The organism is Salipiger sp. H15 (assembly GCF_040409955.1).
GTDB lineage: Bacteria > Pseudomonadota > Alphaproteobacteria > Rhodobacterales > Rhodobacteraceae > Salipiger.
In genome coordinates, this window is sequence record NZ_CP123384.1 from 2,143,081 (window position 1) to 2,166,879 (window position 23,799).

The window sequence follows — 23,799 nt, forward strand, 5'->3', positions numbered from 1 at the left end:
GGTGAGGTCACGGGCAGACCTTCCAGAAGGGGCACGCCCCCGCGCCGGGCGCGGGGACGTGCGGGTCACGGGGTCAGCCCTTGATGCGGAACCAGTCGGCCGCGTTCCACAGCTCGCTGTCCCAGGTGTTCAGGATCACACCGCCGAGCGTGTTGGAATGCGCCGAGACGCGGCCACGGTCGACCAGCGGAACGATGGTCATCGTGTCCTTGGTGATGATCTCGTTCAGCTTCTTGGCGATCTCGCCGCGCTTCTCGAGCTCGCCGGTCTTGGCCAGATCGTCGAGCAGCGCGTCGTATTCCTCGTTGCAGAAGCGGTTGATGTTCTCGCCCTGCCACTGCGACGACGGCTTCGGCTCGTTGCCGCAGCGGTACATCTGCAGGTAGGACTGCGGGTCGGTGCCGTCGAAGTTGTTCGCGTACATCTCGACGTCGGCGTAGAACTTCTGGAAGGTGTCGGGCGAGCCCGGGTCACCGCCGAAGTAGACCGAGGCGTCGATGTTGCGCAGTTCGGTCTCGACGCCGATCTGGCGCCACCAATCCTTGATCAGCGCCTGGAAGTCCTGGCGGACGGCGTTGGTCGAGGTCTGGTAGAGCAGGCTCAGCTTCATGCCGTCCTTCTCGCGGATGCCGTCACCGTCGCTGTCGGTCCAGCCGGCTTCCTCGAGCAGCGCCTTGGCGCCATCGAGGTCCTGGGTGAGGCACTCGGTGTTCGGCGAGGCGTAGAGCTCGGGCGCGGGCACGAGGTTGCAGGTGGCGCGGCCGGCCTGGCCGTAGCCGACCTCGGTCAGCAGGTTGCGGTCGATCGCCATCGACAGCGCCTTGCGGACCTTGAAGTCCGACAGGATCGGGTGCGGATGCGCCACGGTCGAACGCTCGCCCTCGGGCAGGTTCGGCGAGGGGTCCGTCATGTTCATCTCGAGCCGTTCGACCAGGGTGCCGAAGGCCGAGACCGGGGTGCCGGCGCCGCCCTGTGCCATCGAGGCAAGGACGTCGGGTGCGAGCTGCAGGTTCCAGGCGTAGTCGAACTCGCCGGTCTGCAGCACCGCGCGGGCCGCCGATTCCGCGTCGCCGCCGCCCTTGAGCGTGGCGGTCGCGAAGGCGGGCTTGGCCGGGTCACGGTAGTTGGGGTTGGCCGAGAGCGAGATCACGTCGTTCGGCTTGAACTCGTCGACCTTGAACGGGCCGGTGCCGATCGGGTTGAAGTTGGCCTCGGTGCAGGTCGATGCCGCGGCGCCGACGCAGTTCTCGAACTGCGCCTTCTGCAGGATCGGGGACTGGCCGCCCATGAACGGGCCGTAGGGGTTCGGCATGGCCTCGTCGAAATTCACGATCACGGTCAGGTCGTCCGGCGTGTCGATCGAGGTGATGTGGTCGAACTTGGCGAGCTGCGCGCAGCCGCCGTCGGGGCTCATGCAGTAGTCGGCGGTGAATTTCACGTCGGCCGAGGTCACCGGGGTGCCGTCGGACCACAGCAGGCCGGACTTCAGCTTCCAGGTGATCGACTTCAGGTCGGCGGCCACGCCGCCGTTCTCGACGGTCGGGATCTCTTCGGCCAGGAAGGGAACCAGTGCACCGGTCTCGGTGTAGCGACCGAGGGGCTCGAGGACCAGCGACGAGGCCTCGATGTCCTTGGTGCCGCTCGACAGGTAGGGCGTCATGATCGACGGCGCCTGCCAGTAGATGATGTTCACGTGCCCGTCCGAGCCGCGCTCCGCCATGGCGGCGGCGGGGGCCAGCACGAAGCTGGCTGCGGCCCCGAGGAGAAGGGTCTTCAGTTTCATAGGTCACTCCCTGTTATCGACCTAAGACCGGTTGGTCTCTTCTTTGTTGCAGCGGGAAAAACGCCAAGTGACGGACCCTTGGGGTTCGATGTTCACATGGCCTCATCCCGCTTGCCGGTCATCGAAACAGAACGGGCGCAAAAAGCAAGCATTGCCTTAGGGTCAGCACGCGCTTGGGTTTGACAGGTCACCGAACCTGCCCTTAGCGTTTGCAGTGACCCATACGGAGAGGCCCTGATGCTGGACAACCCCATCGCGCGGATCGAGCGCCTGCGCGTCGAATTCGAGACAAAAGACGGTCCCGTCGCGGGTGTCGAGGACGTGAGCTTCGACATCGGGCCGGGCGAAACCGTCTGCGTCGTCGGGGAATCCGGTTCCGGCAAGTCGGTCAGTTCGCTGTCGCTGATGCGGCTGATCGAGTTCGGCGGCGGCGAGATCGCCAACGGGCGCCTAATTTTTGATCGCAAGGACGGCGGCGAGACCGACCTTGCCCAGGCCTCGCAGGAGGTCATGCGCGACATCCGCGGCAACGAGATCGGGATGATCTTCCAGGAGCCGATGACCGCGCTGAACCCGGTCTTCACCGTCGAGCGCCAGCTGACCGAGGGGCTGCGCGTGCACCGCGGCATGAGCAAGGAGCAGGCAAAGGCCCGCGCGCTTGAACTCATGCAGCAGGTCCGCATCCCCGAGCCCGAGCGGCGCCTCAAGCAATATCCGCACGAGCTTTCGGGCGGCATGCGCCAGCGCGTGGTGATCGCCATGGCCATGGCCTGCAAGCCGCGCCTGCTGATCGCCGACGAGCCGACCACCGCGCTCGACGTGACCATCCAGGCCGAGATCCTCGCGCTGATGGACCGGCTCAAGCGCGAGACCGGCACCTCGGTGATGTTCATCACCCACGACATGGCCGTGGTCGCGCAGATGGCCGACCGGGTGGTCGTCATGTTCCGCGGCCGCAAGGTCGAGGAGGGCACCGTCGAGGACATCTTCGAGCGGCCGCAGCACCCCTACACCCAGGCGCTGCTCGCCGCCGTGCCGAAGCTCGGCGAGATGCGCGGCAAGCCGCTGCCCGAGCCGATGCGCCTTCTGGGCCGCGAGCAGGACGAGATCATGCCGATCCCCGGCACCGACACGCCGCTGCTGCAGGTCGAGGGGCTGACCACGCGCTTCCCGGTGAAGGGCGGCTTCTTCCGCCAGACCGTGTCGAACGTGCATGCGGTCGAGGACGTGAGCTTCACCGTCAACAAGGGCCAGACGCTGAGCCTCGTCGGCGAATCCGGCTGCGGCAAGTCGACCTGCGGGCGCTCGATCCTGCGCCTCGTCGAGCCGATCAAGGGCAGGGTGGTGCTCGACGGCGTCGACGTGATGGGGCTTGGGCCGAACATGCTGCGCGACGCGCGGCGCGAGATGCAGATGATCTTCCAGGACCCCTTCGCCTCGCTCAATCCGCAGATGAACCTCGCCGACCAAGTGGCTGAGCCGATGCGCAATTTCGGCTCGCACAAGGGGTCCGAGATGACCGACCGCGTGGCCATGCTCTTCGACCGGGTCGAGCTGCCGCGCAGCTTCATGCGCCGCTTCCCGCACGAGCTGTCGGGCGGCCAGCGCCAGCGCATCGCCATCGCCCGGGCGCTTGCGCTCAACCCCAAGCTGATCGTCGCGGACGAGGCGGTCTCGGCGCTCGACGTGTCGGTGCAGGCGCAGGTGGTGAACCTGATGATGGAGCTTCAGGCCGATCTCGGCCTCTCCTACCTCTTCATCAGCCACGACATGGCGGTGGTCGAGCGGGTGAGCCACAAGGTGGGGGTCATGTACCTCGGCCGGATCGTCGAGATCGGCCCGCGCGCGGCGGTTTTCGAGAACCCGCAGCACCCCTACACCAAGGCCCTGATGTCCGCCGTTCCGATCGCCGATCCGCACCGGCGGAAGACCGAGAAGGACCTCAATTTCAAGCCGATCCCGTCGCCCATTCACCCGGTCGGTTACGAGCCCGAGCCCAACGTGTACAAACAGGTCGGGCACGATCATTTCGTACTCACATCGGCGTCCGGCTACTAAGGGTTGTGGTTTCGCGGCGGCATTTCTCTGCCGACCGAGAGAAAAATAGACTTGGATGTGGATCCCCGGTCGTGGGATGATTATGCACGATAGAACGAAGCACAGACTCGAATCTGTGCCAGGCCCGAGAGCAGAAGGCTAAGAACAAGCGTGCAGACAGACGTCGCCAGCGGCAACATCGATGGTGTCGGGACGACACTGAAACCCTTCCAGTTCCGGGGGCGGTTCCTGACCGCCCTGGCCCTGCGCCTCAGCACGGCGCCGGACGCGCGGTTCTACGAGATGCTGGCCGACCGGCTGGAGAAGACCCCGAACTTCTTCACCGACGCGCCGGTGATCATCGACCTCGAGCAGTCGCAGGCGCAGATCACCGCCGAGGCGCTGACCGAGCTGGTCGCCGACCTGCGCCGCCGCGAGCTTGCGGTGTTCGGCGTGCAGGGCGGGGACGAGGCGCTGCGCGCCGCCGCCGCCGGGCTCGGCCTGATCACGGTGACCGGGGGGCGTGACGCGCCGCTGCGCGGGGCGCTGCCGAGCTCCGAGCAGAAGCGCCCGAGCCGGGTCTTCCCGGACCGTGCCGCCGCGCCGGAGTCCCAGCCCGAGCCGGAGCCCGCGCCGGCCCCGCAGCGGCTGGCGCCGGAGAACAAGATCGTGACCATGCCGGTGCGCTCGGGCCAGACCGTGATCGCCGACAAGGGCGACCTGACCGTGGTCGGCCCGGTGAGCTCGGGTGCCGAGCTCTTCGCCGCCGGCAACATCCACGTCTACGGCCGCATGCGCGGCCGCGCCTTCGCCGGCATCGACGGCGACGAGAACGCCCGCATCTTCTGCCAGTCCCTCGACGCGGAACTGCTGGCCATCGCCGGTCTCTACCGGACCTCGGACAGCCTCGGCGCCGACGTGCGTCACAAGATGGTGCAGATTTACCTCGAGGACGAACGGCTGATCGTCGCGCCGTTCGCATGACCTCGGCATTCAACAGGAGCCGCCAGTGAGCAAAGTTATCGTTGTGACCTCGGGCAAGGGTGGCGTGGGCAAGACCACGTCCTCCGCTGCCATCAGCGCGGGCCTCGCATCGCGCGGGCACCGCACCGTCGTGATCGACTTCGACGTGGGTCTGCGCAACCTCGACATGATCATGGGATGCGAGCGCCGCGTGGTGTTCGACTTCATCAACGTGATCCAGGGCGATGCCAAGCTGAACCAGGCGCTGATCCGCGACCGCCGGCTCGACAACCTCTACGTGCTGCCGACCTCGCAGACCCGCGACAAGGACGCGCTCACGCAGGAAGGCGTCGAGAAGGTGCTGAACGAGCTGCGCCAGGAGTTCGACTACATCATCTGCGACAGCCCCGCGGGCATCGAGCGCGGCGCGCAGCTGGCCATGTACTACGCCGACGAGGCCGTGGTCGTGACCAACCCCGAGGTTTCCTCGGTGCGTGACAGCGACCGGATGCTGGGCCTGCTCAGCTCCAAGACCGCCCGCGCCGAGCGCGGCGAGGAAGAGCAGATCAAGAGCCACCTGCTGCTCACCCGCTTCGACCCGAAACGCTCGGGCGACGGCGAGATGATGTCGGTCGAGGACGTGCTCGAGATCCTCGCGATCCCGCTGGTGGGCGTGATCCCGGAAAGCCCCGCGGTGCTGCGCGCGTCGAACGTCGGCGTGCCGGTCATCCTGAACGAGAAGTGCCGTGCGGCCACCGCCTACGAGGAAGCCGTCGCGCGCCTCGACGGCGAGGACCTGCCGATGAAGATCGAGGGTGAGAAGGTTCCGGGTCTGATGTCCCGTCTCTTCGGGAGGACCGCATGAATCTTTTCGGCTTCACCTTCAACCGCAAACCGAGATCCTCGGCCCAGGCCAAGGAACGCCTGCAGATCCTTCTCGCGCACGAGCGCGGGTCGGGTCCCAGCGCGGACTTCCTGCCGCTGCTGCAGCGCGACATCGTCGAAGCGATCAAGCGCTACGTGCAGGTGAGTGACGATGCCGTTGGAATCCGCATGGATTCCATCGGCGACGTCTCCAGCCTCGAGATCAACATCGAGCTGCCGTCCGATCCGAAGGCCGAGGCGAAGACCGAGGCCAAGGCGGACAAGCCGGAGCAGAAAGCAGCGGCGAAGGGCTGAGGCCCCTCGCCGTTCCTGCATCTTGCGCGGACCTGTTGCCGGGGCGGCCCCTGCCGCCGCGGATGCCCGGCGGGCCTTTGCCGCCGGTCGGTGATGACCCCGTGTGCCGAGGGCGCGCTCTCTTTCCCGTAGCGTGCCCATGGCGCGCGCCCGGAACCAGCGGGGCTCTGCCCCCGCCCGCCGAGGCGGACGTCCCGGGGATATTTCCGCCTGACGGACGGGGCGGGCGTTTCGCCCTTGCCCCCGTTTCGCGTTTTCGGTAGCCCCGGCGCTTTCCAGGCCTTGGGAGCGTGCCATGTCTGCGAGCGGCGACTGTCTTGCGATCGATTTCGGAACCTCCAACTCCGCGGCGGGCATCGTCGAGGACGGCGCGGTGCGCCTGCTGCAGATCGAGGCCGGGGCCGAGACCCTGCCCACCGCCGTGTTCTTCCCCGAGGAGGGCGGCATGCGCATCGGCATGGCCGCCTCGGAGGCGCTGATCGCCGGCGAGGAGGGGCGCTACATGCGCGCGCTGAAGAGCGTGCTCGGCACCGCGCTCTTCCATGAAAAGCGGCTGATCGGCGGCAAGCGCCGGACGCTGGCCGAGATCGTCACCGCCTTCCTTGCCGAGGTGAAGGCGCGGGCCGAGGCGCAGGCGGGGCGGCAGTTCACCCGCGCGCTCTCGGGCCGGCCGGTGCATTTCCACTCGGGCGACGCCGAGCGCGACGCGCGGGCCGAGGAAGACCTGCGCGGCTGCTACCTCGCCGCGGGCTTCAAGAGCGTCGAGATGATGTTCGAGCCGGAGGCGGCGGCGCTCGCGAGCCGCATCGCCGAGGGCACGGGCGGCACTGGGCTCATCGTCGACATCGGCGGCGGCACCTCGGACTTCACCGTCTTCCGCAGCGCCGGTGACGGCATCGCCATCTCGGCCAGCCACGGCATCCGGCTCGGCGGCACGGATTTCGACCACGCGGTCTCGATGCGCCATGCCATGCCGCTGCTGGGGCTCGGCGGCGCGCTGCGGCGGGATTTCGGCGAGGGGCTGCTGCCGGTGCCGAACGCGCTTTACGTGGACCTTTCGACCTGGGCGAAGATCCCCTTCCTCTACAACCGCGACACCGAGCGCGCGGTCGAGGACATGCTGCGCCACGCGGTCGAGCCGAAGCCGATGCAGCGCCTGCAGGCGGTGATCACCGACGAGCTCGGCCACGAACTGGCCTTCGCCGTGGAGCGCGGCAAGATCGCCGCGAATTCCGGCACGGCCGGATCCGAGATCGGCATGGGGATGATCGAGCCCGGGCTCGGCGCGCGGGTCACGCCGGGCACGCTCAACGCCGCGCTCGGCGAGGCGCGCGAGGCGCTGCGCATGGCGATCTACGAGACGCTGATGCTGGCGCAGGTCTCGCCGATGCAGGTTGACAGCGTGGTGCTGGTGGGCGGCTCGAGCCTCATGGCGCTGGTCGCGGACGAGGCGCGGGCGGTCTGCCCGGGTGCGGCGCTGCACCGCTCCGAGGCCTTCACCGCGGTGGTGGACGGGCTGGCCTGGGCGACCGCGGGTCGGGGCGTGGCGCGCGGCTGAAGAACGGGCAGTTGCGCCGCGCCCGGGGCGAAAGCCGGGGCGGGGTCCCGCGGCCCCCTTGTGGCCGGCGCGCAGGCAGGCTTAGGTCGGCGCCGAAGACAGACCAAGGACGCCGCATGACCCCCCGCCTTTCCCCGCGCGAGCTTCTGGAGAAGCTCGTTTCCTTTCCCACCGTCAGCACCGGCAGCAACCTCGACCTGATCGGTTGGACCGAGGACTACCTCGCCAGCCACGGCATCGCGAGCCACCGCCACGCCAAGCCCTCGGAGCCCGATCTGAAGGCGGCGCTCTTTGCCCACGTGGGGCCCGAGGAGGAGGGCGGCGTGGTGCTCTCGGGGCACACCGACGTGGTGCCGGTCGAGGGGCAGGACTGGAGCTCGGACCCCTGGGTGCTGACCGAGCGCGACGGGCGGCTCTACGGGCGCGGATCGACCGACATGAAGGCCTTTGACGCGCTGGCGATCTGGGCGATGGTCGAGGCGCGGCACCGCGGCGTCAGGCGGCCGCTGCAGCTGGCGTTCAGCTACGACGAGGAAATCGGCTGCGCCGGGGCGATCGACCTCGTCGCCGCGATGCAGGGCGTGGTGCCCAAGGCCAGCGCGGTGATCGTCGGCGAGCCCACGATGCTGAAGCCGGTGACCGGCCACAAGGGCGGCATCAGCTTCGACGTGCATGTCCACGGCTTCGAGGTGCACAGCTCGATCCTCGAGACCGGCGTCTCGGCGATCATGTGGGGCGCGAAGCTGATCGACTGGTGCAACGCGGTGAACGCCGAGAACGCCGCGGCCGCGCCGGGGCCGGTGGCGGCGCTCTTCACGCCGCCCTACACCAACGTCCACGTCGGGCAGATCCGCGGTGGCACGGCGCAGAACATCACCGCCAAGGACTGCTGGTTCCCGCTGGGCTTCCGCGTCGTGCCGGGCGAGGACCCGGACCACTGGCGCGGGCGGCTGCTCGACAAGGTGGCCGAGCTCAACGCCGAGATGCAGGCGGTGCGCCCCGAGGCGTGGATCGAGGTGAAGGGGGCCTTCAACCTGCCGCCCTTCGCGCCCACCGAGGGCAACCGCGCCGAGGAGATGGTGCGCCAGATCACTGGCGACAACGCCAGGCGCCATGTCAGCTACGGCACAGAGGCGAGCCATTTCCAGGCGGGCGGCTACGACGTTGTCGTCTGCGGGCCGGGCGACATCGGCATTGCACACCAGCCGGACGAGTCGATCGCGGTCTCGCAGCTCGAGGCCGGGCAGGCCTTCATGGAGAAGCTCCTGGAGCGGCTGGCATGAGCGTTACCTTTCCCCTTCCCGAGGTGATCCCGGCGGAACACGCGGGCGATCTGCCCGAGGTCGCCGACCTCGTGGTCATCGGCGGCGGCGTCATCGGCACCTGCACGGCGCTCTTCGCCAACCGCGCGGGGCTCAAGGTGGTGCTGCTCGAGAAGGGCCGCATCGCCGCCGAGCAGAGCTCGCGCAACTGGGGCTGGATCCGGGTGCAGGGGCGCGACCTTGCCGAGATCCCCGTGGCCATGGAGGCGCAGCGGCTCTGGCAGGAGCTGGACCAGCTCTGCGAGGGGCGGCTCGGCACCCGCACCGTGGGCGTCGGCTACCTTGCCAAGACCGAGGCCGAGATGGGGAATTTCGCGGGCTGGCTCGAGCAGGCGAAACCGCTCGGCGTCAGCTCGGAGCTGCTGGGCGCGGCCGAGACCAAGGCGCTGACCGGGGCCACCGACAGCCCCTGGGTCGGCATGCTGCACACGCCCACCGACATGAAGGGCGAGCCCTGGGTGGCGGTGCCGGAACTGGCGCGGCTCGCCGCCTCCGAGGGCGTCATCGTGCGCGAGCGCTGCGCGGTCCGCGGGCTCGAGCGCAGCGGCGGGGCAGTCACCGGGGTGGTCACCGAGGCGGGCACGGTGCGCTGCGCGCAGGCGGTGCTCGCGGGCGGGGCCTGGTCCGGGCTCTTCCTGCGCCGCCACGGGGTGAGCCTGCCGCAGCTCTCGGTGCGCTCCACCGCCATGGCCACCGCGCCGCTGCCGCAGGTGGCGAACAAGGCGGCGGTGGACGACGTGCTGGCCTTCCGCCCGCGCGCCGACGGCGGCTACACGCTGGCGCCCTCGGCCTTCTCCGAGCTCTTCCTCGGCCCCGACGCGCTGCGCCACGCGCGGCCCTACCTCGCGCTCGCCCGGCAGGGCAGCTTCGACGTGCATTTCCGCGCCAAGGCCCCGGCGGGCTATCCCGATGCCTGGGGCACGCCGCGCAGCTGGCGCGACGACGAGGAGAGCCCCTTCGAGCGGATGCGCATCCTCTCGCCCGCGCCCAACGCCGGCCGGGTCGCAACGACCCGCGCGCAGTTCGCGCAGCATTTCCCGCAGATGGGCGACGTGCCGCTGCAGGCCAGCTGGGCGGGGATGATCGACGTGATGCCCGACGTCGTGCCGGTGGTGGACCAGGTGGCGCAGATCCCCGGGCTGATCGTCGCCACGGGCATGTGCGGGCACGGCTTCGGCATCGGGCCGGGTTTCGGCCGGGTGGTCGCCGACATGGTGCTTGGGCGGGATCCGGGCCACGACCTGACGCGCTTCCGCCTGTCGCGCTTCACCGACGGCAGCAAGCTGGTGCCGGGGCCGAACCTCTAGCGGCGACACCAGCCCCGGGGGAGGGCGCGCCATACGCGCTTCCCTCGGGTCACGCCCCGCCGCCGCTTGCCTCGGCGCGGAGCCGGTGGCAGGCTCCGGCCAAAATATGATCAAACAACAGGGACCTGCTGACATGCCCGTCAAGAACCGTTTCGCCGAGCTCCAGTCCGAGATCACCACCTGGCGCCGCGACATCCACGAGAACCCCGAGATCCTCTTCGAGACCCACCGCACCTCGGCGCTGGTGGCGGCAAAGCTGCGCGAGTTCGGCTGCGACGAGGTGGTCGAGGGGATCGGCCGCACCGGCGTCGTCGGCGTGATCAAGGGCAAGGCCGGCGGCTCGGGCAAGGTCATCGGCCTGCGCGCCGACATGGACGCGCTGCCCATCCTCGAGGACACCGGGCTCGACTACGCCTCGAAGACCCCCGGCGCGATGCATGCCTGCGGCCACGATGGCCACACCGCGATGCTGCTCGGCGCCGCGAAATACCTCGCCGAGACCCGCAACTTCGACGGCACCGCCGTGGTGATCTTCCAGCCCGCCGAGGAGGGCGGCGGCGGCGGCAAGGAGATGTGCGACGACGGCATGATGGACCGCTGGAACATCCAGGAGGTCTACGGCATGCACAACTGGCCGGGCATGCCGGTCGGCAGCTTCTCGATCCGTCCGGGCGCCTTCTTTGCCGCGACCGACGTCTTCGAGGTGACCGTCGAGGGCAAGGGCGGCCACGCCGCCAAGCCGCACGAGACGCTCGACCCCACCGTCGCCTCGGCGCAGATCGTCACCGCGCTGCAGACCATCGCCGCGCGCAACGCCAACCCGGTGACCGAGATGGTCGTCTCGGTGACCAGCTTCGAGACCTCGTCGAAGGCGTTCAACGTGATTCCGCAGCGCGTCACGCTGCGCGGCACGGTGCGCACGCTGGCGCCCGAGAACCGCGACCTCGCCGAGAAACGCATCTCGGAAATCTGCACCGGAATGGCGACCGCGCTCGGCTGCGTGGCGACGGTGGACTACACCCGCAACTACCCGGTGATGGTGAACTCCGAGGAGCAGACCGAGTTCGCCGCCGACGTGGCCCGCGCGGTGTCGGGCAACTGCCACGACGCGCCGCTGGTCATGGGCGGCGAGGATTTCGCCTTCATGCTCGAGGAGCGCCCGGGTGCTTACATCCTCGTCGGCAACGGCGACACGGCGGCGGTGCACCATCCCAAGTACAACTTCAACGACGAGGCGATCCCGGCCGGCTGCTCCTGGTGGGCAGAGATCATCGAGCGCCGGATGCCCGCGGCCTGACCGCGCGCCCGGGACGGCCACGCGCCGTCCCGGGCCCCCTTTGCCGGAGGGCCCTCATTGCCCTGCCGGAGCGCACCGCCGCGGTGCCGGTTTTCCCCCGAGAGACATCTTCCGACAGACCCGTCGACCCGGCAGCCGCATGGCCGGCCGCCGGGCCCGTTGGCCTGCGCGTTTCCGCGGTGAGGATTATTTTGCCCGGGTAATATTGCGCTGAAATAAACCCGGGTATAAATAACGGGCATCCAGCTGCGGAGATAGCCCATGACCAACCGACTCGACGCCCGTCTCACCGCCTTCCGCGGCCATGACCTGCTGATCCGCGGGGGAAGCCTCGAGGTCGCGCTTGCCGTCAGGGACGCGATGGCCGGGGATCCTTCGGCGCAGGTGCTTGTCTTCGACGACGCCAATGGCCGGGTGGTGGACCTCGACCTGCGCGGCGACGAGGACGAGATCGCCGCCCGCCTCGCGGCGCCGCTGCCGAGCCCGCGCGGGCGTTACCGGTCGCCCGACGTGGAGGCCCCCGAGGACGAGGCGGCCACGAAGGGGCGCGGGCGTCCGCGGCTCGGCGTGGTCTCGCGCGAGGTCACGCTGCTGCCGCGGCACTGGGACTGGCTCGCGGCGCAGCGCGGCGGCGCCTCGGCGACGCTGCGGCGGCTGGTCGACGAGGCGCGCCGGGCCGAGGGGGACGCGGCGCAGCGCAAGGCGGGGCAGGAGGCGGCCTACGCCTTCCTGCAGGCGATCGCCGGGGACCTTCCGGGCTACGAGGAGGCGGTCCGCGCGCTCTTCGCCGGCGACCGGGCGGGCCTCGAGCAACGCCTCGCGGACTGGCCCGAGGCGATCCGCAGCCATGCGCTGCGGCTTGCCTTCGGCGGTGATGCGGAGGAGGGCTGAGCATGGGCATGGTGATGGCAAACGGGCTCGACCTGTCCTACGACGCGTTCGGCGCGGCGGAGGATCCGGCGCTGCTGCTGGTCAGCGGGCTCGGCACCCAGAGGATCCGCTGGGGCGATGGGTTCTGCGCAGCGCTGGCCGGGCGGGGCTACCACGTCATCAGGTATGACAACCGCGATGCCGGACTTTCGACCCACCTGCACGGCGCTCCGGTGCCCGACCTCGGCGCGGTGATCGCGGCGCTGCGGGCGGGGCGGGCGCCGGAGATCCCCTACGGGCTCGGGGACATGGCGGCGGACGCGGTGGCGCTGCTCGACGCGCTGGCGATCCCGCGGGCGCATGTGGTCGGGCGCTCGATGGGCGGGATGATCGCGCAAGTCCTCGCCTGCGAGCACCCGGGCCGGGTGCGCTCGCTCACCTCGGTCATGTCGGGCACCGGCAACCCGGACCTGCCGCAGGCGGCACCGGACGTCATGGCGCTGATGTCCGCGCCGAGGCCCGATCCGGCGCTGGACCCCGAGGGCTACGTGGCCGCCAGCCTCGCCTTCGCCCGGCGCATCGCCGGGACCGGCGCGCCTTTCGACGCGGCGCATCACCGCTGGCTGGTGCTCGAGGAGGCGCGGCGCGGGCATGATCCGGCGGGGGCGGCGCGGCAGCTGGCGGCCATGGTGGCGACCGGCGACCGGCGGGCGCGACTCGCCGGGATCACCGTGCCGACGCTGGTGATCCACGGCACCGACGATCCGCTGATCCCGCCCGCCTGCGGCGCGGACACCGCCGCCGCGATCCCCGGCGCCGGGCTCATGCTGGTCGAGGGCATGGGGCACGACCTGCCCGCGGCCCTCGACGAGCGGATCGTCTCGGCCATCGACCGCACCGCGCGGCGCGCCGCCTGACCGGGACCCGCACTGCGGATCCTTCCGGGATAATCTCGACTGGAGGGAAGGGGATAGGCGTGTCCCGCCCGGCCGCGGCTCAGAGCGGGCGGCCGGTCACCGACATGCCGCGGGCGAGGTAGCCACAGGCCTCGTTGATGCCTGCCGAGCAGGCGACGGTGAGCACTTCAGCCTCGGTCGGCTGTTTCGCGGCGCAGGCCGCCAGCGCCAGCAGCGCGGCGCCGAGGATGGCAAGTCGCATCATGGCCCTGTCCTTCTTTACCTGATGAAGCCCGAGTCCGGGCCGCATTGCAAGCGCCCGTGGTACCTCAACGCGCGTCCGGCGAAAAGGCCTCATCCCAAAGACGCAGCAGCCGGTCGCGGGTGCTGCGGTCGAGCGCCAGCAGCAGCGGCGGCGCCAGCGCGATGAGCCGGCGCGCGCTTGGCAGGAGGCTCGTCTCGGCGGGGTCGGTGGCGGCGATGAGCCCGAGATCGCGCAGCATCTCCTGCGCCTCGGCCGAGAGCAGGAAGTCGAGCAGCCGCTCCGCCGCCTCGGGGTGGGGCGCGTCCCGCGGGATCATGTAGGCGCGCGACATCATCAGCGTGTAGTCCTCGGGCAGGATGATCCCGACATTGTCGGCGGCGCGCGCCGCAGCATAGGAGCCGAGCACGTTGTAGGCGATGTAGTAGCGCCCCTCGGAGACCCCGTCGATGATCGCCAGCGAGCAGCAGGTGGCGATGGCCCCCACGCGCGAGAAGGCCTCGAGCATGGCGCCGAAGGTGGTGGCCTCGAGGCTGTCGGCATGGGCGAAGAGATAGCCGAGGCCGGAATCCTCGATGTCGTAGGTGGCGATGCGGCTGCGCAGCAACTCGGGCTTCCTGCGCATCAGGTCGAGCAGGGCGAAGCGCGTGCGCGGCACGTCCGCGGCCTCCAGCACCTCGGTGTTGTAGATGATCACCGCCGGCTCCTCGGTGAGGCCCCAGAGCTCGTCGCGCCAACGCCGCTGGTCGGGCAGCGCGGCGGTGGCGGGCGAGCGGTAGGGATGGGCGCAGGCGGCGTTGACCAGCCAGAGCATCTGGTGGACCCCCGAGGAGAAGACCGCGTCGGCGGGCTCGGCGCGGCCGGTGCAGGCGGCGCGGCTGTTGCTGAAGAGGCTGTTCGAGCCCCATTGCTCGTAGAGCACCGACAGGTCCGGGTTGCGTTCGGTGAAACGCTCCATCACCAGGCGGATGATCGCGATGTCGGTGGTCGAGCGCAGGGTGATCCCGGTCTCGCCGCTGCCGAAGCGCGCGGTGCTTTCCTGCGCGGCGGCGCGCTGCGCCAGGGCACCGGCGAGGAGGCAGAACAGCAGGGCAAGGCAGAGGCGGCGCATCACGGGGTCTCGTCTTCCTGGGGGGCGGCGGGCAGCAGCAGCGCGATACGGAAGCCGCCTTCGGGATATTCCAGCGCGACCCGGCCGCCGAAGGCCGCGGCCACCGCGGCGACGATGGCAAGGCCGAGCCCGGCGCTGTCCTCGCGCGAGGTGGCGCTGCGCTCGAAGCGCTGGCCGAGCCGCGCGGCGATGTCCGGCTCGGGGCCGGGGCCGGCGTCCATCACCCAGAGCGCCGCCTCGGCGCCGCGGAGCTCGGCACCGATGGCGATGGGCGCGCGGCCGTGCTTCAGCGCGTTGACCAGCAGGTTCTTCGCCGCCTCGCCGACCGAGAAGGCATCGGCGCGGACCATCACCGGCTCCTCGCCGATCTCGAGCCGCAGCTCGGCGCCGGGGGCGATCAGCTCGTGGTCGCCGCGCTCGACCACCTCGAGCGCCACCTCGCGCAGGTCGAGCGGCGCGCGCGGCGCGCTCTCGGTGCGGTGGGTGACGAGGGCGCGCGACAGCAGCTGGTCGAGCAGCGCGCCGAGCGAGCGGGTGCGGGCCAGCAGCCGCGACAGCGCGCGGTCGCGCAGCACCGCGTCGGGCTGGTCCTGCATCGCCTCGGCCTGCACGCGGATCGCGGCGACCGGGGTGCGCAGCTGGTGCGCGGCGTCCGAGATGAGGTGGCGCATCCCCTCCATCTGCCGGTCGAGCCGGCCCATGAAGCGGTTCATCGCCTCGAGCATCACCGTCAGCTCGCGCGGCAGCCCCTCGGTCGGCACGGGGGTGAGGTCGTAGGGGTCGCGCCCGGCCAGATCGGCCGAGAGCGCCTCGAGCGGGCGCACCGCCGAGCGGGCGACCACCCACGAGAGCGCCAGCAGGGCGATGCCGGCGACGAGGACCGGGACCAGCGTGTCGAACATCAGCCCCACCGCCATCGCCCGCCGGGCGCGCAGCGTCTGCCCGACGGTGACCGCGATGCCGCCCGAGAAGTCGCGCTCGGCGAAGCGGCGGGTGACGCGGACGAAACGCGCGGGCTCGCCGTTGAGCCGCGCGTCGAAGAACTCGGGGCCCGAGGTGCTGCCGGTGCGGCGGGCGGGCGGGGCGATGTCGGTCTCGTCGAGCCCGGTGATCAGCGCGCCGCCGGGGCCGCGCACGGCGTAGTGGATGCGGTCGTCGGGCGCCTGCGCCAGCAGCTCGAAGGCCGAGACGGGCAGGTCGACCACCGGCCGCCCGGACTGGATGCGCACCGAGGCGGCGATGTCCTGCGCCGCGCCCAGCAGGATGCGGTCGTAGGACTGCCGCGCCGCCAGCCGGCCGTTGTAGAGCGTCGCGCCCGCCACCAGCAGCCCGCCGGCGAGCAGGATCAGCAGCACCGCCTTGAGGACGCGCGCGGCAAGGCTGGTCGGCAGCGGCAGGCCCTCAGCCATCGAGGCCGATCCGGTAGCCGATGCCGCGCTGGGTGAGGATGCTGACGCCGCTGCCCGAGAGCTTCTTGCGCAGTCGCGCGATGTAGAGCTCGATGGCGTTCACCCCCACATCCGCGTCGCCGAAGCCGTAGAGCGAGTCGTAAAGCCGGCTCTTGCTGAGGTAGTTGCCCTGGTGGCGCAGCAGCACGCCGAGCAGCGCCGCCTCGCGCGCGGTGAGATCGAGCCGCCTGCCGTCGAGCGTGGCGCTCTGCCCGGCGGGGGAATAGGCGAGCGGGCCGAGCACCACCTCGGAACCCTTCTGCTCGGCCTCGCGGCGGATCAGCGCGCGCAGCCGCGCCTCGAGCTCGCGCTGGTCGAAGGGCTTGCCGAGGTAGTCGTCGGCGCCGAGGTCGAGCGCGCTCACCCGGTCGTCGACCGAGACCAGCGCGGTCAGCATCAGCACCGGGGTGCGCGTCCCCGCGGCGCGCAGCTCGCGCAGGAAGCGCAGGCCCGATCCGTCGGGCAGGTTGATGTCGAGCACCAGCGCGTCGTAGCCCTGCACGGCAAGCGCGTCCCGCGCCGCCTCGAGGCTGCCCGCGACATCGCAGACGATGCCCGACTGCGCGAGCCGCGCGGTGACGCCCTCGGCGAGATCGCTGGCATCCTCGACCATCAGGACACGCATGGGACTCGTACCTTTCCTTTGGCCTTCCCCAAGCTGACGGTACGTACACATGCGCCGTCGGGCATCTGACAGGTTCGTGACAGCTTCGTGGCTTAGAGACACGTCTTAACCCGCAACCGGGGAGGCTGCAAAGCACAGTCGGGTTCCGCGGGGAGAAGACGGCGCCGGCGCGTATCGGTTCGGTGACCGACCATGAGGAGGATACCATGTTTATCAATGCAACCCGTGGCCTGATTGCCGCGACCGTTCTCGGCGTTTCCGCCTTTGCCGCGCAGGCGCAGGACTTCACCCCCGAGAACCCCGAGTGCATCGCGCCCGCCAACCCCGGCGGCGGATGGGACTTCACCTGCCGCCAGGTCGGCAAGGAACTCCAGGAACTCGGCCTGATCGACAAGACCATGCAGGTCGTCAACCTCGCCGGTGGCGGCGGTGGCGTGGCCTATGCCGAGGTGGTCAACAAGCGCAATGACGACAACGACCTGATCGTCGCCGCAAGCTCGGCCACCGCGACCCGCCTCGCGCAGGGCGCCTTCCCGGGCAACACCACCGACCAGGTGCGCTGGGTGGCCTCCGTCGGCGCCGACTACGGCGTGATCGCGGTTGCCGCGGACAGCGAGATCGAGACGCTACCGCAGCTGCTCGAGATGATCAAGACCGACCCGCGCTCGATCTCCGTGGCGGGCGGCTCGGCCGTCGGCGGCTGGGACCACCTGAAGGTGCTGATCGCCGCTTCGGCCTACGGCGTCGAGGACGTGCGCTCGGTCAAGTACGTCGCTTTCGACGGCGGCGGCGAGGCGGTGACCCAGCTGCTCGCAGGCTCGGTCCAGGCCTTCACCGGCGACGCGTCGGAAGCCAAGGGCTTCGTCGACTCGGGTGACATCAAGGTGATCGCGGTGCTCGCACCCGAGCGCCTGGAAGGCGATTTCGCCAAGTTCCCGACCGCCAAGGAGCAGGGCGTCGACGCCATCGGCGCGAACTGGCGCGGCTTCTATGCCCCCGGCGGCATGAGCGACGCGGCCTACGAGGCCTGGGTGAAGAAGATCAGCGATCTTTACGCCTCGGACGAGTGGAAGGCGATCATGGCCAACAACGGCATTGCCCCGCTCGACCTGCACGGCGCCGAGTTCCAGGCCTTCGTCGAGCAAAGCGTGAGCGAGATCCAGAACATCTCGCGCGAGATCGGCATCATCAAGTGACCTGATCCCACGTTCTGAGCGCCGGGCCCCCGTCACTCCGGGGGCCCGGCGACACATTCTACCCTTTCACGCTAATTACGGGGGACATCATGAGTGATCGCATCTTCGGCCTCGTCGGCCTGGCGCTCGCCATCTTCTTCGCGTGGTCCGCTCTGCAGATCGAGGAAAGCTTCCTCTCTGACTCGGTCGGTCCCAAGGCCTTTCCGCTGATCATCGCCACCATTCTCGGCATCTCGTCGATCTTCATCGCGCTCAAGCCCGATGCCGATCCCGAGTGGCCCTCGCTGGGCCGCCTCGTCGAGATCCTCGCGGCGGTCGTCGTGATGATCCTCTACGCCGAATTCCTGCCCATCGCGGGCTTCGTCATCGCCACCGCCGTCGCCTCGGCCTACCTGACCTGGCGCCTCGGCAGCCCGGTGCTGTCGTCGCTGCTGATCGGCGTGCTGACCTCGGTCGGCATCTACGTGGTCTTCCACCTGGCTCTGGGTCTGTCGCTGGCCCGCGGCCCGCTGGGCTTCTGAGGAGCGCGCCATGGACGTTCTTTCCAACCTCGGTGACGGTTTCGTCGTCGCCTTCACGCTGCAGAACCTCGGCCTCGCGCTGCTGGGCTGCTTCCTCGGCACGATCATGGGCGCGCTGCCGGGCCTCGGCCCGTCGAACGGCGTCGCGATCCTGATCCCGCTGGCCTTCACGCTGGGCCTCGGGCCGACCCCGTCGCTGATCCTGCTGACCTCGGTCTATTACGGCGCCATGTACGGCGGGCGGATCAGCTCGATCCTGCTCGGCATTCCCGGCGACGAGCCGGCGATGATGACCGTGCTCGACGGCCACCCGATGGCCAAGAAGGGCCTCGCCGGCGAGGCGCTGTCGCTTTCCGGCATCGCGTCGTTCATCGGTGCCTTCATCGCCACCTGGGGCCTGATCCTGCTGGCGCCGCAGCTGGTGAAGATCGCGCTGCTGTTCGGTCCGGCCGAGTATTTCGCGCTCTTCGCGCTGGCCTTCGCGACGCTGGGCGGGGTCTCCTCGACCAACCAGGCGAAATCGGCCTTCGCCGCCATGCTGGGCCTCGGCCTCGCGATGATCGGCGTCGACACCCAGACCGGCGTGCCGCGCTTCACCTTCGGCGAGGTGCACCTCTATGACGGTCTCGACTTCCTCGTCGCCATCGTCGGCCTCTTCGCCCTGTCGGAAGTTTTCATCTTCCTCGAGCACCGTCACGGCGGCTCGGACGCCAAGTCGGGCCAGCTGCAGCTCGGCCGCCTGACCCCGCCGATGTCGATGATCAAGCAGTGCATGCCGACCATGCTGCGCACCTCGGTCCTCGGCTTCATCGCCGGCGTGCTGCCGGGCGCGGGCGCCTCGCTGGGCTCGTTCATCTCCTACTCGATGGAGAAGCGCCTGGTGGACAAGGAAGGCACCTTCGGCAAGGGCGATCCGCGCGGCGTCGCGGCCCCCGAGGCGGGCAACAACGCCGCCGCCGGTGGCGCGCTCGTGCCGATGCTGGCGCTCGGCGTGCCGGGTTCGGGCACGACGGCCGTGCTGCTTGCCGTGCTGCTGTCGCTCAACATCACCCCCGGCCCGCTGCTCTTTGCCAACAATCCCGACGTGGTCTGGGGCCTCATCGCCGCGCTCTTCATCGCCAACTTCATGCTGCTGGCGCTGAACATCCCGATGGTGGGGATCTTCACCCGCGTGCTGATGGTGCCGCCGCGCATCCTGATGCCGGTGGTGGCGATGGTCAGCTTCGTCGGCATCTACGGCATCTCGGGCTCGAGCTTCGATCTGCTGGTGATGATCGGCTTCGGCGTGATGGGCTGGCTGCTGCGCAAGTTCGACGTGCCGCTGGTGCCGATCATCCTCGGCACGCTGCTCGGCAACACGATGGAGAACAACCTGCGCCGCGCCATCACCATCGACAACGGCAACTGGCTGACCCTCTTCGACAGCCCGCTTGCCCTGACGCTCTGGGGCATCGCGATCGTCGGCTTCATCATGCCGCTGATCGTCGGGCGGGTCGTGCGCTCCAAGATGCACGCCCGCAGCGACGAGGAGGGCGCGCTCAGCGACTGAGCCGCCGTCCACCCTGCTTGCCAGCAGCGCGCCGGTCCGTTTCCACGGGCCGGCGCTTTCCATTGGGGACTGTTTCACCCCTTGCTGCGCTGCAGCGCTAACAGCCGGCGCTGCAAGTCCCCGATCGAAAAGTAAAATGCGTCATTGTGTCGCCACGGATCCGTGATAGCCTCGAGTCAGGGAGGAACTATCATGCATCTTTTTCTGGTTGGCTTGGCCATTGGCCTTCTCATCATGTCTCCGGTGATCGCGCTGATCCTGTTTGCCGGAATCGTCACCCGCCAGGGCGAGCAGAGGACCCCGCCGTCGGGAGGCGCCCGCGCAACGGCGCGGCTGACCGGCTTCGCGGCGCGCTACGCAAAGCCCTGAGCGCCGTTCCCTGAACAACGGCTGAACAACCACGGAACACCACTGGACACGAAGAGGCCGGGCGCAGGAGGGCGCCCGGCCTCTGACGTTTTCGCGGGTCGAAACCGCCCGGGGACTCAGTCGAGCGCCTTGTCGCTGCTGCCCGCGTCGCCCTTCACCCAGTAGCCCGCCGCCTTGAGCCAGGGTGCGGGATGGCCGCGCTCGTCGAGGAAGTGCAGCTTGAGCGCCCGCGCGACCCTGGCCTCGGCGGCGATCCAGACGAAGCCCCGCCCCTCGGGCAGGGCAAGGCCGCGCGCCGCTTCGAGCAGCGCCTCCGGCTCGTGCGCCTCGGCGACCGGGCGGTGCAGCCAGTGCGCCTCCTGCGCGGCAGCGCTCTCGAAACGCTGCTCGTCCTCGGGTCCGGGCACGGCGGCGAGGGTGATCGCGGTGACCCCCGCGGGCAGTTCCTCGACCCGGCGACCGATGGCGGGCAGGGCGGTCTCGTCGCCGATCAGCAGGTACCAGTCGAAGACCGGCGCGATCACCGCCGAGCCGCGCGGTCCGCCGATCCGCAGCGTGTCGCCGGGCACGGCAGCCTCGGCCCAGGCCGTGGCAGGGCCGGCGTCGTGGGTGGCGAAGTCGAGCACCAGCGTCCCGGCCTTCGCATCGTGGCGGCGCGGGGTGTAATCGCGCATCTCGGGCTTGTCCGCCTCGGCGCCGGGGAAGAAGAGCTTGATATGGTCGTCCGCGCCAAGGCTGGTGAAGCCCTCGAGCTCCTCCCCGCCGAGCGTGACGCGGATCATGTGCGGGGTGAGGCGCTCGGTGGCCTGCACGGTAAGGGTTCGGCGCTTCAGCTCGTGCCGGTGCCGGGTGATGACGTTTTCCATGGGGTATCCTTGCTATCAGCTGTCGTCGGAGGGCGCATCGGGCGTGTCGCCCGCGATGGCCCGGGCGGTGTCTCGTAGCTGCGCGGCAAGCGTGGCGATGAGGGTCTCGTCGGCACCCTCCGCCGCGAACCGGCGGCGCAGGGCGGTCTTGATCTCGTCCATGGCGGCGACGATCTCCTTCGGCGCATTGCCGCGGTGCCAGACCGGCGGCTTGCGGGTGAGGAGCTCTTCCGCGGCGGCGCGGTTGGCCTCGACGAAGGCGGCGCCCTCGGGGGTCAGCCGGGCGCGCTTGCGGCCGCTCTCGTCGGGCTCGACCTGCGCATAGCCCATGTCCTCGAGCCACGAGAGCGTCGGGTAGATCACCCCGGGGCTGGGGGCATAGGCGCCGTCGAAGCGCTCCTCGATCGCCTTGATGAGCTCGTAGCCGTGGCGCGGCTGCTCGGCGATCATCGTCAGCACGAGGAGCCGCAGCTCGCCATATTCGAAGAAGCGCTTGCCGCGCTTGCCGCCGTGCCCGGGGCCGCGGTGGCCGCGGCCCTCGGGGCGCATGTCCTTGCCGTGTCGCATTGTCCTTCCCTCCAACGGGAGAATCTCGATATATCGTAAGATAAGATATATCGGAAATTTCGCAAGAGGGCGCCGGATCACGCTGCCGAGAGGGGCGATCCGGCGGCGCACACGTCGGCTGTCATCAAAGTTTCACTGGCCCGGGAGTGATATTTCGCATATTCGTGAAATATGGAAAAAGATATTCCCGACCGCCTCATGACCCTTGGCCACCCGCAGCGACTGGCGATCTTCCGGCTGCTCATGCGCCGCTATCCCGACCGCCTGCCCGCGGGCGAGATCGCCGAGGCGCTGGGGCTCAAGGCCAGCACGCTCTCGACCTATCTCGCGGCGCTGATGCGCGCGGGGCTGGTGACGCAGGACCGGGCAGGGACCTCGCTGCTCTACGCGATCGACATGGGGCAGGTGCAGGGCACCTTCGACTACCTGCTGCGCGACTGCTGCCGCGGCCGCCCCGAGATCTGTTCCCCGACCCCCCAATTCGCGACAGAAGGAGCCTCTCCGATGACCGACCCGGCACCGGACCGCACATATGCCGTTCTGTTCATCTGCACCGGCAATTCCGCCCGCTCGATCTTTGCCGAGACGTTGCTGCGCGAGATCGCCGGCGACCGGTTCACCGCCTATTCGGCGGGGACGCGGCCCAATTCCGAGCTGAACCCGATCGCCGTCGAGCTGCTGCGCCAGAAGGGCCATGACATCGCCCTGCTGCGCGCGAAGAGCATCGCGGAATTCTCCGGCAAGGGCGCGCCCGATCTCGATTTCGTCTTCACCGTCTGCAACCCGGCGGCCAACGAGGACTGCCCGGCCTGGGAGGGCCAGCCGATCAGCGGCCACTGGGGCATGCCCGACCCGGCGCAGGCCACCGGCACCGAGGCCGAGAAGATGCTCGCCTTCCAGCAGGCCTACGGCGCGCTCAAGCACCGGATCGAGGCCTTTTCCGCGCTGCCCATCGCCACCCTCAGCCGCATCTCGCTGCAATCGGCGGTCGACGAGATCGGCCGCAAGCCCCTGACCCATCTGGAAGACCACGCATGACCACCTACGCCCTGAACGGCCTCGGCCGCATCGGAAAGCTCGCCCTGAAGCCGCTGCTGGAGAGGGGTGCGAAGATCGCCTGGATCAACGACGCCGTGGGCGATCCGGCGATGCACGCGCACCTGCTGGAGTTCGACACGGTGCACGGGCGCTGGAACGCGGATTTCGCCCATGACGCGCAGAGCGTCACCGTGGACGGCACCCGGCTGCCCTTCGTCGGCACCGGGGATCTGTCGGCGCTGCCGCTCGAGGGGGTGGACGTGGTGATCGACTGCACGGGCGTCTTCAAGTCCGAGGCGGCGCTCGCGCCCTATTTCGCCGCGGGGGTGAAGAAGGTCGTCGTCTCGGCCCCGGTCAAGGACGGGCGAACGGCGAACATCGTCTACGGCGTCAACGAAGGCACCTATGATCCGGCCCGGCACGACATCGTCACGGCGGCCTCCTGCACCACCAACTGCCTTGCCCCGGTGGTGAAGGTGATCCATGAGAACATCGGCATAAGGCACGGGTCGATCACGACAATCCACGACGTGACCAACACCCAGACCATCGTCGACCGGCCCGCCAAGGACCTGCGCCGGGCGCGCTCGGCGCTGAATTCGCTGGTCCCCACGACCACAGGCTCGGCCACCGCGATCACGCTGATCTACCCCGAGCTCAAGGGGCGCCTGAACGGCCACGCGGTGCGCGTGCCGCTGCTCAACGCCTCGCTCACCGACTGCGTCTTCGAGGTCGAACGGGCGACCAGCGCCGCGGAGGTCAACGCGCTCTTCGAGGCGGCGTCGAAGGGCGCGCTAAAGGGCATCCTCGGCTACGAGGAACGCCCGCTGGTCTCGTCGGATTACACCAACGACACGCGCAGCTCGATCATCGACGCGCCCTCCACGATGGTGGTGGCTGGCACGCAGGTGAAGGTCTACGCCTGGTACGACAACGAGATGGGCTACGCGCACCGGCTGGTGGACGTGGCGCTGATGGTCGGGGGGCGGCTGTGAGCGAGGCTGCGCGCGAAAGGCCCGAGGGGCTCTCGGCCTA

Annotated in this window: 23 protein-coding genes; 16 read left to right on the plus strand and 7 right to left on the minus strand. The window is 69.6% G+C overall.

Going from position 1 to position 23,799, the window contains the following annotated elements; genetic code table 11:
- Positions 1 to 73: 73 nt before the first annotated feature.
- Positions 74 to 1,783 carry a peptide ABC transporter substrate-binding protein gene (locus PVT71_RS10420; protein ID WP_353471718.1) on the minus strand — a complete coding sequence of 570 codons (1,710 nt, stop codon included), beginning with the start codon at positions 1,781 to 1,783 and terminating at the stop codon, positions 74 to 76.
- A gap of 237 nt (positions 1,784 to 2,020) precedes the next feature.
- On the opposite strand from PVT71_RS10420, the gene PVT71_RS10425 reads away from it, so the two are divergent.
- The 10 genes from PVT71_RS10425 to PVT71_RS10470 all read left to right on the plus strand — a co-directional run bounded on the left by PVT71_RS10425 (position 2,021) and on the right by PVT71_RS10470 (position 13,233).
- Positions 2,021 to 3,841: an ABC transporter ATP-binding protein gene (locus PVT71_RS10425; protein WP_353471719.1), complete on the plus strand. Its 1,821-nt coding sequence runs from the start codon at positions 2,021 to 2,023 to the stop codon at positions 3,839 to 3,841.
- A gap of 150 nt (positions 3,842 to 3,991) precedes the next feature.
- Positions 3,992 to 4,804: a septum site-determining protein MinC gene (gene minC, locus PVT71_RS10430; RefSeq protein WP_353471720.1), complete on the plus strand. Its 813-nt coding sequence runs from the start codon at positions 3,992 to 3,994 to the stop codon at positions 4,802 to 4,804.
- 25 nt (positions 4,805 to 4,829) lie between these two features.
- A complete protein-coding gene (gene minD / locus PVT71_RS10435; protein ID WP_353471721.1) occupies positions 4,830 to 5,648 on the plus strand; it encodes a septum site-determining protein MinD in 819 nt (272 codons plus the stop codon).
- Positions 5,645 to 5,962 carry a cell division topological specificity factor MinE gene (gene minE, locus PVT71_RS10440; protein WP_353471722.1) on the plus strand — a complete coding sequence of 106 codons (318 nt, stop codon included), beginning with the start codon at positions 5,645 to 5,647 and terminating at the stop codon, positions 5,960 to 5,962. Before minD ends, minE begins: the two co-directional genes overlap by 4 nt.
- 295 nt (positions 5,963 to 6,257) lie before the next feature.
- Entirely contained in the window at positions 6,258 to 7,520 is a 1,263-nt protein-coding gene (locus tag PVT71_RS10445; RefSeq protein WP_353471723.1) for an Hsp70 family protein, read from the plus strand.
- A 116-nt stretch (positions 7,521 to 7,636) separates the two neighbouring features.
- The gene (gene argE / locus PVT71_RS10450) at positions 7,637 to 8,803 is read left to right on the plus strand and encodes an acetylornithine deacetylase (protein ID WP_353471724.1); all 1,167 of its coding nucleotides are present in this window, start codon (positions 7,637 to 7,639) and stop codon (positions 8,801 to 8,803) included.
- Positions 8,800 to 10,149, plus strand: coding sequence for an FAD-binding oxidoreductase (locus PVT71_RS10455; protein WP_353471725.1), 1,350 nt, complete (start codon positions 8,800 to 8,802; stop codon positions 10,147 to 10,149). Before argE ends, PVT71_RS10455 begins: the two co-directional genes overlap by 4 nt.
- A gap of 133 nt (positions 10,150 to 10,282) precedes the next feature.
- Positions 10,283 to 11,446, plus strand: coding sequence for a M20 aminoacylase family protein (locus PVT71_RS10460; protein ID WP_353471726.1), 1,164 nt, complete (start codon positions 10,283 to 10,285; stop codon positions 11,444 to 11,446).
- Positions 11,447 to 11,707: 261 nt separating this feature from the next.
- Positions 11,708 to 12,337, plus strand: coding sequence for a DUF2239 family protein (locus PVT71_RS10465; protein WP_353471727.1), 630 nt, complete (start codon positions 11,708 to 11,710; stop codon positions 12,335 to 12,337).
- 2 nt (positions 12,338 to 12,339) lie between these two features.
- Entirely contained in the window at positions 12,340 to 13,233 is an 894-nt protein-coding gene (locus tag PVT71_RS10470) for an alpha/beta fold hydrolase (RefSeq protein WP_353471728.1), read from the plus strand.
- Between the two features lie 79 nt (positions 13,234 to 13,312).
- Here the strand turns inward: PVT71_RS10470 and PVT71_RS10475 are convergent, their stop codons facing one another.
- From PVT71_RS10475 to PVT71_RS10490, 4 genes are all read right to left on the minus strand, one after another.
- The gene (locus PVT71_RS10475) at positions 13,313 to 13,477 is read right to left on the minus strand and encodes a hypothetical protein (protein WP_353471729.1); all 165 of its coding nucleotides are present in this window, start codon (positions 13,475 to 13,477) and stop codon (positions 13,313 to 13,315) included.
- A gap of 64 nt (positions 13,478 to 13,541) precedes the next feature.
- Complete coding sequence (locus PVT71_RS10480; RefSeq protein ID WP_353471730.1) at positions 13,542 to 14,585, minus strand: extracellular solute-binding protein; 1,044 nt, start codon at positions 14,583 to 14,585, stop codon at positions 13,542 to 13,544.
- Positions 14,585 to 15,994 (minus strand): sensor histidine kinase N-terminal domain-containing protein, encoded by a 1,410-nt coding sequence (locus PVT71_RS10485; protein ID WP_353471732.1) that lies wholly within the window; start codon positions 15,992 to 15,994, stop codon positions 14,585 to 14,587. The genes PVT71_RS10480 and PVT71_RS10485 overlap by 1 nt, the downstream gene beginning before the upstream one ends.
- Complete coding sequence (locus PVT71_RS10490) at positions 15,987 to 16,658, minus strand: response regulator transcription factor (RefSeq protein WP_353471733.1); 672 nt, start codon at positions 16,656 to 16,658, stop codon at positions 15,987 to 15,989. The genes PVT71_RS10485 and PVT71_RS10490 overlap by 8 nt, the downstream gene beginning before the upstream one ends.
- A 206-nt stretch (positions 16,659 to 16,864) precedes the next feature.
- Here PVT71_RS10490 and PVT71_RS10495 point away from each other — a divergent pair, with 206 nt between their 5' ends.
- The 4 genes from PVT71_RS10495 to PVT71_RS10510 all read left to right on the plus strand — a co-directional run bounded on the left by PVT71_RS10495 (position 16,865) and on the right by PVT71_RS10510 (position 20,293).
- Positions 16,865 to 17,854 carry a tripartite tricarboxylate transporter substrate-binding protein gene (locus PVT71_RS10495; RefSeq protein ID WP_353471734.1) on the plus strand — a complete coding sequence of 330 codons (990 nt, stop codon included), beginning with the start codon at positions 16,865 to 16,867 and terminating at the stop codon, positions 17,852 to 17,854.
- 89 nt (positions 17,855 to 17,943) lie between these two features.
- Positions 17,944 to 18,375 carry a tripartite tricarboxylate transporter TctB family protein gene (locus PVT71_RS10500; protein ID WP_353471735.1) on the plus strand — a complete coding sequence of 144 codons (432 nt, stop codon included), beginning with the start codon at positions 17,944 to 17,946 and terminating at the stop codon, positions 18,373 to 18,375.
- 10 nt (positions 18,376 to 18,385) lie between these two features.
- A complete protein-coding gene (locus tag PVT71_RS10505) occupies positions 18,386 to 19,924 on the plus strand; it encodes a tripartite tricarboxylate transporter permease (protein ID WP_353471736.1) in 1,539 nt (512 codons plus the stop codon).
- Positions 19,925 to 20,116: 192 nt separating this feature from the next.
- Entirely contained in the window at positions 20,117 to 20,293 is a 177-nt protein-coding gene (locus PVT71_RS10510; protein ID WP_353471737.1) for a hypothetical protein, read from the plus strand.
- 116 nt (positions 20,294 to 20,409) lie between these two features.
- Here the strand turns inward: PVT71_RS10510 and PVT71_RS10515 are convergent, their stop codons facing one another.
- Together PVT71_RS10515 and PVT71_RS10520 are read right to left on the minus strand one after the other, a co-directional pair.
- Positions 20,410 to 21,159 (minus strand): siderophore-interacting protein, encoded by a 750-nt coding sequence (locus PVT71_RS10515; protein ID WP_353471738.1) that lies wholly within the window; start codon positions 21,157 to 21,159, stop codon positions 20,410 to 20,412.
- Positions 21,160 to 21,174: 15 nt separating this feature from the next.
- Positions 21,175 to 21,726 carry a PadR family transcriptional regulator gene (locus PVT71_RS10520; protein ID WP_353471739.1) on the minus strand — a complete coding sequence of 184 codons (552 nt, stop codon included), beginning with the start codon at positions 21,724 to 21,726 and terminating at the stop codon, positions 21,175 to 21,177.
- Positions 21,727 to 21,897: 171 nt separating this feature from the next.
- Between PVT71_RS10520 and PVT71_RS10525 the strand changes: the two genes are divergently transcribed.
- Together PVT71_RS10525 and PVT71_RS10530 are read left to right on the plus strand one after the other, a co-directional pair.
- The gene (locus tag PVT71_RS10525; protein ID WP_353471740.1) at positions 21,898 to 22,764 is read left to right on the plus strand and encodes a helix-turn-helix domain-containing protein; all 867 of its coding nucleotides are present in this window, start codon (positions 21,898 to 21,900) and stop codon (positions 22,762 to 22,764) included.
- On the plus strand, positions 22,761 to 23,759 hold the full coding sequence (locus PVT71_RS10530) for an ArsJ-associated glyceraldehyde-3-phosphate dehydrogenase (protein WP_353471741.1): 999 nt from the start codon (positions 22,761 to 22,763) through the stop codon (positions 23,757 to 23,759). Before PVT71_RS10525 ends, PVT71_RS10530 begins: the two co-directional genes overlap by 4 nt.
- The last annotated feature ends 40 nt before the right edge of the window (positions 23,760 to 23,799 follow it).

Coding starts and splice junctions, on each gene's coding strand:
- PVT71_RS10490 (WP_353471733.1), bottom strand. CDS start 16,658: ATGCGTGTCCTGATGGTCGAGGATGCCAGCGATCTCGCCGAGGGCGTC.
- PVT71_RS10480 (WP_353471730.1), bottom strand. CDS start 14,585: ATGCGCCGCCTCTGCCTTGCCCTGCTGTTCTGCCTCCTCGCCGGTGCC.
- PVT71_RS10500 (WP_353471735.1), top strand. CDS start 17,944: ATGAGTGATCGCATCTTCGGCCTCGTCGGCCTGGCGCTCGCCATCTTC.
- PVT71_RS10460 (WP_353471726.1), top strand. CDS start 10,283: ATGCCCGTCAAGAACCGTTTCGCCGAGCTCCAGTCCGAGATCACCACC.
- PVT71_RS10455 (WP_353471725.1), top strand. CDS start 8,800: ATGAGCGTTACCTTTCCCCTTCCCGAGGTGATCCCGGCGGAACACGCG.
- PVT71_RS10530 (WP_353471741.1), top strand. CDS start 22,761: ATGACCACCTACGCCCTGAACGGCCTCGGCCGCATCGGAAAGCTCGCC.
- PVT71_RS10510 (WP_353471737.1), top strand. CDS start 20,117: ATGCATCTTTTTCTGGTTGGCTTGGCCATTGGCCTTCTCATCATGTCT.
- PVT71_RS10470 (WP_353471728.1), top strand. CDS start 12,340: ATGGGCATGGTGATGGCAAACGGGCTCGACCTGTCCTACGACGCGTTC.
- PVT71_RS10520 (WP_353471739.1), bottom strand. CDS start 21,726: ATGCGACACGGCAAGGACATGCGCCCCGAGGGCCGCGGCCACCGCGGC.
- PVT71_RS10445 (WP_353471723.1), top strand. CDS start 6,258: ATGTCTGCGAGCGGCGACTGTCTTGCGATCGATTTCGGAACCTCCAAC.
- PVT71_RS10475 (WP_353471729.1), bottom strand. CDS start 13,477: ATGATGCGACTTGCCATCCTCGGCGCCGCGCTGCTGGCGCTGGCGGCC.
- PVT71_RS10465 (WP_353471727.1), top strand. CDS start 11,708: ATGACCAACCGACTCGACGCCCGTCTCACCGCCTTCCGCGGCCATGAC.
- PVT71_RS10425 (WP_353471719.1), top strand. CDS start 2,021: ATGCTGGACAACCCCATCGCGCGGATCGAGCGCCTGCGCGTCGAATTC.
- minE (WP_353471722.1), top strand. CDS start 5,645: ATGAATCTTTTCGGCTTCACCTTCAACCGCAAACCGAGATCCTCGGCC.
- PVT71_RS10515 (WP_353471738.1), bottom strand. CDS start 21,159: ATGGAAAACGTCATCACCCGGCACCGGCACGAGCTGAAGCGCCGAACC.
- PVT71_RS10495 (WP_353471734.1), top strand. CDS start 16,865: ATGTTTATCAATGCAACCCGTGGCCTGATTGCCGCGACCGTTCTCGGC.
- PVT71_RS10485 (WP_353471732.1), bottom strand. CDS start 15,994: ATGGCTGAGGGCCTGCCGCTGCCGACCAGCCTTGCCGCGCGCGTCCTC.
- PVT71_RS10505 (WP_353471736.1), top strand. CDS start 18,386: ATGGACGTTCTTTCCAACCTCGGTGACGGTTTCGTCGTCGCCTTCACG.
- argE (WP_353471724.1), top strand. CDS start 7,637: ATGACCCCCCGCCTTTCCCCGCGCGAGCTTCTGGAGAAGCTCGTTTCC.
- PVT71_RS10525 (WP_353471740.1), top strand. CDS start 21,898: ATGGAAAAAGATATTCCCGACCGCCTCATGACCCTTGGCCACCCGCAG.
- PVT71_RS10420 (WP_353471718.1), bottom strand. CDS start 1,783: ATGAAACTGAAGACCCTTCTCCTCGGGGCCGCAGCCAGCTTCGTGCTG.